General features: G+C 58.6%; 11 protein-coding genes. 4 read left to right on the forward strand and 7 right to left on the reverse strand.

Annotated elements, in window-relative coordinates:
- The 3 genes from NW809_RS09220 to sixA all read right to left on the reverse strand — a co-directional run.
- The coding region (locus NW809_RS09220) for a peptidase U32 family protein (RefSeq protein WP_414401993.1) at positions 1–594 on the reverse strand (594 nt) is incomplete at its 3' end.
- Between the two features lie 156 nt (positions 595–750).
- Positions 751–942, reverse strand: coding sequence for a hypothetical protein (locus NW809_RS09225; protein WP_414401994.1), 192 nt, complete (start codon positions 940–942; stop codon positions 751–753).
- Positions 943–1,035: 93 nt separating this feature from the next.
- Complete coding sequence (gene sixA, locus NW809_RS09230) at positions 1,036–1,599, reverse strand: phosphohistidine phosphatase SixA (protein ID WP_083759151.1); 564 nt, start codon at positions 1,597–1,599, stop codon at positions 1,036–1,038.
- A 190-nt stretch (positions 1,600–1,789) separates the two neighbouring features.
- On the opposite strand from sixA, the gene trxA reads away from it, so the two are divergent.
- The 3 genes from trxA (at position 1,790) to NW809_RS09245 (ending at position 4,035) form a co-directional block, all read left to right on the forward strand.
- Positions 1,790–2,131 carry a thioredoxin gene (gene trxA, locus NW809_RS09235; protein ID WP_011429660.1) on the forward strand — a complete coding sequence of 114 codons (342 nt, stop codon included), beginning with the start codon at positions 1,790–1,792 and terminating at the stop codon, positions 2,129–2,131.
- A 130-nt stretch (positions 2,132–2,261) separates the two neighbouring features.
- Entirely contained in the window at positions 2,262–3,332 is a 1,071-nt protein-coding gene (locus NW809_RS09240) for an LOG family protein (protein WP_414401995.1), read from the forward strand.
- 22 nt (positions 3,333–3,354) lie between these two features.
- A complete protein-coding gene (locus NW809_RS09245; RefSeq protein ID WP_011429662.1) occupies positions 3,355–4,035 on the forward strand; it encodes a phosphoribosylanthranilate isomerase in 681 nt (226 codons plus the stop codon).
- A 22-nt stretch (positions 4,036–4,057) separates the two neighbouring features.
- Here the strand turns inward: NW809_RS09245 and NW809_RS09250 are convergent, their stop codons facing one another.
- The 3 genes from NW809_RS09250 to NW809_RS09260 form a co-directional block, all read right to left on the reverse strand.
- Positions 4,058–4,933, reverse strand: coding sequence for a helix-turn-helix domain-containing protein (locus NW809_RS09250; RefSeq protein WP_099812362.1), 876 nt, complete (start codon positions 4,931–4,933; stop codon positions 4,058–4,060).
- Between the two features lie 64 nt (positions 4,934–4,997).
- Positions 4,998–5,816 (reverse strand): pseudouridine synthase, encoded by an 819-nt coding sequence (locus tag NW809_RS09255; protein ID WP_011429664.1) that lies wholly within the window; start codon positions 5,814–5,816, stop codon positions 4,998–5,000.
- A 44-nt stretch (positions 5,817–5,860) separates the two neighbouring features.
- Positions 5,861–6,262: a hypothetical protein gene (locus tag NW809_RS09260; RefSeq protein ID WP_228375431.1), complete on the reverse strand. Its 402-nt coding sequence runs from the start codon at positions 6,260–6,262 to the stop codon at positions 5,861–5,863.
- Positions 6,263–6,358: 96 nt separating this feature from the next.
- Here NW809_RS09260 and NW809_RS09265 point away from each other — a divergent pair, with 96 nt between their 5' ends.
- On the forward strand, positions 6,359–6,538 hold the full coding sequence (locus tag NW809_RS09265) for a hypothetical protein (RefSeq protein WP_011429666.1): 180 nt from the start codon (positions 6,359–6,361) through the stop codon (positions 6,536–6,538).
- 191 nt (positions 6,539–6,729) lie between these two features.
- Here the strand turns inward: NW809_RS09265 and rbfA are convergent, their stop codons facing one another.
- Positions 6,730–7,179 (reverse strand): 30S ribosome-binding factor RbfA, encoded by a 450-nt coding sequence (gene rbfA / locus NW809_RS09270; protein ID WP_011429667.1) that lies wholly within the window; start codon positions 7,177–7,179, stop codon positions 6,730–6,732.
- Between the last annotated feature and the right edge of the window lie 292 nt (positions 7,180–7,471).

The raw sequence follows: 7,471 nt of genomic DNA on the forward strand, positions 1-7,471 counted from the left end.
TTGCCCGGAGTAGGCCACGCAGAGGGCCCCATGGACAAACACCTCCAGAGCAATTGGGGATCCCCTCTCTTCCAGATGGGCGCGGATCTTGGCTATTTCCTTGAGGGAACACTCCCGCGCCAGCACCACCACCTCGCAGCCCAGCTCGGCGGCAAACTCAGCTCCCACGCCGCTGGTGACAGTCATCTGCGTCGAGGCGTGGATGGGGAAATCGGGAGAAAGATGCCGAACCAGGCGGGCAATGCCGACATCCTGCACAATGACCGCGTCTACTCCCGCTGCTGTCATCGCGCGGATGTACCGTTCCGCCTCCTCCAGCTCCTCGGGAAAGACCAAGGTATTTAAAGTTACGTAGCCCCGCACCCCGCGCCGGTGCAGCCAGGCCATCAGCTCCGGCAAATCCGCTTCGGTGAAGTTGCGGGCGCGCAGGCGAGCGTTGAACCGTTCCAGCCCGAAATAGATGGCATCGGCTCCGTTTTCCACCGCCGCCTTTGCACACTCCCAATCCCCCGCTGGCGCAAGCAGCAGCGGCAGCTCGGCGGGCAAGGCCGCCGCCAGACGTTCGGTTTTGAGGGAACTTATCGAAGCGCTCATGAGAAGAACCCTGAGAAAAAACAAGGGATCCTCTCCCATTCAAAAGCAAAAAACCTGAGAGCAGGATCCCCCTTGCCTCAGGCCAAGCCCTACTGCCGGCGGGCCCTTGACAACGCAAAAGACCGAGGTCTCAGAAAGCCTCAGACCGTCCGCCAACTACAGCGCTAGCAGCACATTCAGGATCCCGGTGAGAATGGCACTGAACAGGGCCAGCGTAATGTAGCGGCCAACAGCCGGGTCTTCCCCCAGGAGCCGGTCGGAGGCGCTGATGGTAAAAAACAAAGACCACGCCTGAGTGGCGTTGATGGTCTCAAACTGGTTGAATTCAGGGGTGAAGATCTTAGCCATCGTGAAATGCTCCCTACGCCTGGGTGTTTGTACCACCTTAACAAAAGTTAACGCTAGCTGCCACGTTCGCACAGCTACATCAGGGGGGCAGAGTCAGCGCAATATCACTTTGGGAGAAAGCAACAACGTCAGGGATCCCTGGCAATAGTCGATACGGCCTTCTGCAAAGCGCACCTGGGCCAAGCCTGCCTTTTTGAGGGTAATGGCCTGGGGATTGGCCGGCTGCAGGCCAATAGCCGCCTGTATCCACAGGCTCAGATCCGGCTGGTGGCCGACCAAGGCCAGAGACGTGAAGGGATCCCGCTCCGCCTGCCAGCGCACCAGGTCGGCGAAGCTGCCGTCCGGGGCCAGCGGCTCAAACACTTCTAGAGCTTCGGCCAAGTTCTCGTCGAAAAAAATCTCCGCCGTCTGCCGCGCCCTCACAAGGGGACTGGTGAGCAGGAGATCCCACTTCCAGCCCATATCCTTGAGTTGGCGGGCAATTTTGCGGCAGCGCTTGCGTCCCTCATCGGTCAAGGCGCGAAAAGCGTCCTCCACTCCCGCTTGCGCTTCTTCGGCTATGCCGTGGCGAATAAAATCCACAGCCACTTCCTGGACGGAAGCCCGCTTCTCGGCTTCAGCCTGATTGCTTCCCTCTGGCCCGAGCTCAAATGTCATCGGCCCTTGCACGCTTTCTCACTCCTTCAGTCCAGAATACCCCGCTCGGCTTGGAAAAAGCTCGCCTGTTCAGCCTGACCCTCCGGCAGAAAATTGCAGGCGCCTGCTGCGGCCTAAAACAAAAGCCCAGAAAGTTGTGATAGAATTGCTTGAAGTGACAGGTATGTACTGTTTCAGGAGTTCTCCAAGCATGTCTGCAGCAATAGACGTCGCTGATGCTACCTTTGAGGCAGAGGTGCTGCGTAGCGATATTCCGGTCTTAGTGGATTTCTGGGCGCCCTGGTGTGGCCCATGCCGGATGGTGGCTCCTGTGGTTCAGGAGATAGCCGAGCAGTATGCCGGCAAGGTTAAGGTTGTGAAAATTAATACAGACGAGAATCCCCAAACTGCCAGCCAGTATGGCATTCGCAGCATTCCCACTTTGATGCTCTTCAAGGGAGGCCAGAAGGTCGATGTGGTAGTCGGCGCTGTGCCCAAGGCAACTCTAACGACAATTCTGGAGAAGCACTTCGACACGCCTGCCGAGAGCTAAGGTCCTAGCAGGAGGAGCGGCCCTCAACGCTTCAGAGCGCTATGTTTGGATCCGGGGGTAAGGCCTAAGTAGCATTTAGCGTCGATAGCCTATTGCAGTAAAGTAATGACAGAGAACTCTGGATTCTGGCTTGGCTGATTCCCTTTCTTCTCTTCTCCAGGAAATTTTCTCCAACGCCGAGACTCGTCTGAAGCAGTTGGAGCATTACCCCAACCGGACGGCTTGGCTGCGCGTTTTGCAGTCGCTGCAGCGGATGGGATCTCTGAATCTCAGCCGCCTGGACGCTAAGATCCTAGCGGCCACGCTTGAGGATCTGGAGCAGGGCTTTGCGGCCTTCCAGAACTATGTCCATCAGCGCAAGGTAACAGTTTTTGGGTCGGCACGGGTAGGGCCGGACAGCCCGGAATACCGCCAGGCACAGTTGTTCGCCCACTGCATCAGCCAGCGAGGGTTCATGGTGCTGACGGGGGGCGGCGGTGGGATTATGGAAGCCGGCAATCGGGGCGCAGGGCTGGAAAACTCGTTTGGGCTGAATATCCAGCTTCCCTTCGAGCAGATGGCCAATCCTGTGATTGCCGCCAGCGATCGGGTAATTAACTTTAAGTATTTCTTTTCACGCAAGCTCTTTTTTGTCAAAGAAACCGATGCGCTGGTGCTTTTCCCCGGTGGCTTTGGTACGCAGGATGAGGCTTTTGAATGTCTGACCTTGATGCAAACCGGCAAAACCAAGCTCATGCCCTTGGTGCTGGTGGACAAGAAGGGCGGTTGCTACTGGAAAGAATGGGATGAATATGTGCGGGAGCATCTACTCAGCCGCGGCCTGATCAGCCCGGAAGATCTCTTCTTATACACCTTAACCGACGATGTAGGGGACGCCTGCCAGCAGATCCTAGATTTTTATCGCATCTTTCACAGCAATCGCTATGTGCGGGAACTGCTGGTTTTGCGCTTGAATGCCAAGCTCTCGCCCCAGGCTCTGGATATCTTAAACGAAGAGTTTGCCGACATTCTCGACTCGGGCCGGATCGAGCAAACCGAGGCTTTGCCGGAAGAAGCAGAGGAAGAGATTGCCCATCTGCCGCGGCTGGTGATGCACTTTAACCAGCGTAACTTTGGACGGCTGTGGCAAATGGTGCGCCGGATCAACACGCTTCATCCAGCACAGCCGGATCGTCTGCAAATGCGCCCCGACCAAAAGTAGGGGATTGTCGGAAGGGATCCCAATGGGCCGGTTGTTTGTCAAAATCTGCGGCATCACCCGCCAGGATCAAGCGGAGGCTATCGCCGCGCTGGGGGTGAGCGCTCTTGGGTTTATCGCAGTGCCCAACACGCCGCGCTATTTGCCTCTCTCCCAGGCCCGCTGGCTTGCCTCCCTACCCCGCCATGTGGAAAAGGTGGGGGTCTTTGTGGATCCGGATCCCCGTACCATTGCCACCTGGGTGGAAGTGGGCGGCCTCACGGCTGTTCAGCTCCACGGCCGGGAATCGCCAGAAGAGTGCCGGCAACTGGGAGAATGGCTCCCTGGCATTCGCCGCATTAAGGCCCTGCGCATTCGCCACCTGGCAGATCTGGAGGCAGCCCACCTCTACGGCGACTGTGTGGAGGCTCTGCTTCTGGACGCCTATCACCCCCAGCGTGCGGGTGGCACTGGGCAAACCCTCAACTGGCCAGAGTTGGCCCACCGCTCTCTGCCCTTGCCCTGGCTCCTGGCCGGTGGCCTCACCCCAGACAATGTTCTGCAGGCCCTCAGCCACCTCCAGCCCAGCGGCATTGATCTCTCCAGCGGTGTGGAACGCCAGCCGGGCGACAAAGATCTGCACAAAGTCTGGCGTCTGCTGCAGCAGTTGGAATCCCAAGGGTGGCAAATCGCTTCTGCCCTACCTCAACCCAATCAAGGCCTTTAGCCCCTCCGTCCGAGCCGGATCCCTATTGCAAGGATTGGAAGGATTGAATGTCTAGCCCCGGCTCAAACATCAGCTCTTTCACCTCTCCAAACCTTCCCATCACTCCCAGATCGCGGTCGTTGAAGGTCACCAACACCCCGCCGGCATTGCCGGCGCGCAGCACAATCGATCGCTCGGCTTCCCAGTTCAGCTCCGCCCCCGGCTGCAGGGTGGCCTCAAAAACGGTTTGTCCATCGGCAATGACTCGTAGCCAGGAGGGACGCTCTACCACGCGAATATCAAGGCGCACCGGCTTGCGCGGCGGGGCCTCCAACACGTCGGGGAAAACCCCCTGGATGCGCGTCCACTGATCCAGTGTGGGAAACATCTGGCGAAGGGTCGGTTCTGGGCTGCGCCCAGGGGAGTCAGCTGCTCGCGGCTGCGACTGGGATCCCTCGCCGCTTTGTAGGCTGGCCAGCCAATGCCCAAAGGGGTTGCCCGTGCCGTCCAAAAGAGCCGACAGCCCTCCCACCGCCAGCACGACCAGCACCACATAGGCGGCCCAAAGGTGAAAGGGGCGCAGGGCAAAGGCCGGCTGTTCGCCAACAGCAGTAAGAGGAGGGAGCGCATGGGGCGTTTTGGCAGATAGGAGTGGCAAAGCTTGCCGAGATAAAGCCTCGCCATCCAGCCCCAGATAGTTGGCATAGCGCTTAATGAAGCCTTGCACGTAAACCGGCTCCGGCAGCCGACTCAAGTCTGCTTCCTCCAGGGCCTGCAGATATTGGGAGCGGATGAATGTATCGTTGGCTACATCTGTCAACGTCAGCCCCCGTGCCTCTCGTGTTTGCCGCAACAGGGATCCCAGGGCTTCCAATCGCGTTAGCGGGACCGAGTCCTTAGAGCGTTCCGACTCTTGCATCGTTCGGCTACCTGCGGAAGAGAGGAGGCTAGTGCGAGATTGTGCGCACAGTTCCCACAGCTAATTATGAAGAGGGACGGAAAGAGTGCAAAGAGGCGCTTCTGAACAGAGCCAAGCTGTCGGTACCGGCAAGAGGGGCTAGCAGAGCCTGAACCTCTTGGGGCTCCAATAGGCGGAACTGACCTGCCTTTAGGTTTCCGAGGTGCAGCGGGCCGATTGCTTCCCGATGCAGCCTGAGCACCGGATGCCCCAGCTGCTCCGCTACGCGCCGAATTTGCCGGTTGCGCCCCTCAAACAAAACCACCCTCAGCCACGAGGAATTGGCATCCTGCCTATACCCAAAGTTGGGAGCAGGGCAGAACTCCACCTCTGCCGGCAGAGTGGTGTACCCCTCTAAGTTTACTCCGTCTCGCCACTGTTGCAGGGTAGCCCGGCTCGGACGCCCCTGTACCTGCACCCGATAGATTTTGGGCAGATGATAGCGCGGATGGGTCAGCTTCAGCGTCAGGTCGCCATCGTTGGTGAGCAGCAGCGCCCCACTGCTGTCTGCATCCAGTCGGCCCACGGGATAAAGGCGGATCTGCCGGTTCCAGGGCGGGGGAAGCAGATCCAGCACCGTCTTGCGCCCCCACGGATCCTTGCAGGTTGACAAAACCCCCAGGGGCTTGTGCAGGAGCAAAACGTAGCGGGCTGGATCCCCGAAAGGGATCACCCGTCCATCCACCTCGACGCGATCCCGTTCGGGATCGGCTTTAAAGCCCAGCTCGGTGACCACCTTCCCGTTCACCCGAATGCGCCCGGCCAGGATCCAGGCTTCCACCTGGCGACGGGAGGCCAGCCCCTGTTGAGCCAAGAGCTTCTGGAGCCGTTGGGGTGTCGCCATAGGCATGGGGTCACAAGAGAAACAGCGATCGGAGAACGGGGCTGCTAGGCAGCAGAGTCTTCGGATTTCGAGAGCAGATCCGGCAGTTCCGCAGGACTGGAGGCCAATAGCAGCATTTCTGACTTCGACCCTGAGCTATCTCCCAGGGAATAGCTGAGGCCACAATCAAATTCTTCTGCCAGCCGGCAGACTTCCTTGAGATCTCCCACCGACCAAATGCTCCAACTGCTCCGAATCTGGTTATCCACCCACACTTGCACGCGGTTGCCTTCGATGTGAATGATGCGCTTGGGGTTGGCTTCTGAGGCCCGGCCTGTAGACTCAACCAAGGCCTCCGGCCCGCTGACGCCAACGGAAGATTTTTGCCTCAAAGCCCCCAGAGCAGCCATTAACTGCGGCAGAGCCAGTAAAAGGTGCTGGGTGGCTTGTTGGGGTTGCCCTTTCAAGCAGGAAACCAAAGCTTCGGCAACACTCTGGTTCAGAGCTTGCAGAGCTTGGAGTGGAGTAGCACCCGCTAAAGCGGGATCCGGTTGCAGTGGGCTTTGAACATCCATGAAAAGGCAGAAAAGGCACAAACCGCAACTTTACAGCCCTTTCGCCGGTTTACGGCAGCGACGGTGCTGCCCATTGGGGCAGAAGGCCCCGGTTGGCGTAAGCATGCCGCCGACATTGAGCCCTGTACAGATGAGATGGCCGGGGAAAAGGCCGTATGGCTTCCTTAAGCCTAACAAATCCAAAAACTTCTCCGTGAGACAACATTGCTTTGAGGTTGTCCGCATCGCTGCGAAGCCAAGGCCTCTCCGGTCCACTTGGTCATTCAGGTAGGTTCTTTTCTCGCTTGTGCAAAGCAGGCGGAGCTTTAGCGCAGATCCCCCAGGTTGGCACGAAAGTGGGCAACTCTTAAAGCGAGCAACTATTGTTGTTCGCTCAATTCGTCTTCTTCACCCCCAGGGGTGTCCGCCATCCTTCCCTCAACCCCAGGGTGGGATCCCTCCTGTTGTTGGGCCTCAGCGGGCTGTCTCAGTTGGTTGAGCAGGGCCAGAACCCGGGATCCCCGCTCCAAAGAGCGATCCTGCAAAAACACCACCGTCGGCACCCGTCGCAGGCCGAGGCGCTGACCGATTTCCCGCCGCACGAAGGGAGTGGCGGAAGCCAGCCCCTCCATGGTCTGCTGCTGGGCCGCTTCATCGCCATAGATGCTGACGAAGATGCGGGCATTTTGCAGGTCATTGGAAACCTCTACGTCCACAATGCTGACCATCCCTGCCCCCACCCGGTCATCTTTGATCTCCGAGAGCAGGATTTGGCTGACCTCCCGTTTGATCAGCTCGGCTACCCGTGCCACCCGTCGCGCTGTCGCCATTTTTCTGTCCTTAGGTTCCTATCTTCTGCAAACTTGCTCTGGCCGGTTGCCGGCGGCTCCTTAGGTGGTGCCAGCTTCTCCTCGCCATGTCCTCAGAACAGTAGCAGATGCTACGCGCCTCTTCTCCTTCCCCCTCTATTCTGGGTCCATGTCCACCCTATCTTGAGTATGAATACGTGACGTACTCCCGCACTCATGCTGACGCATAGAGTGCAGGCTTCCCAGTGACTCCTGCCCAATAGCAGGACATTTCCTGAGCTTGAAGAACGGGACGCCCCACCGCTCTGGATTT

The sequence above is a fragment of the Synechococcus sp. WC101 genome, assembly GCF_047461555.1.
In the GTDB taxonomy this organism is placed as follows: domain Bacteria; phylum Cyanobacteriota; class Cyanobacteriia; order Thermostichales; family Thermostichaceae; genus Thermostichus.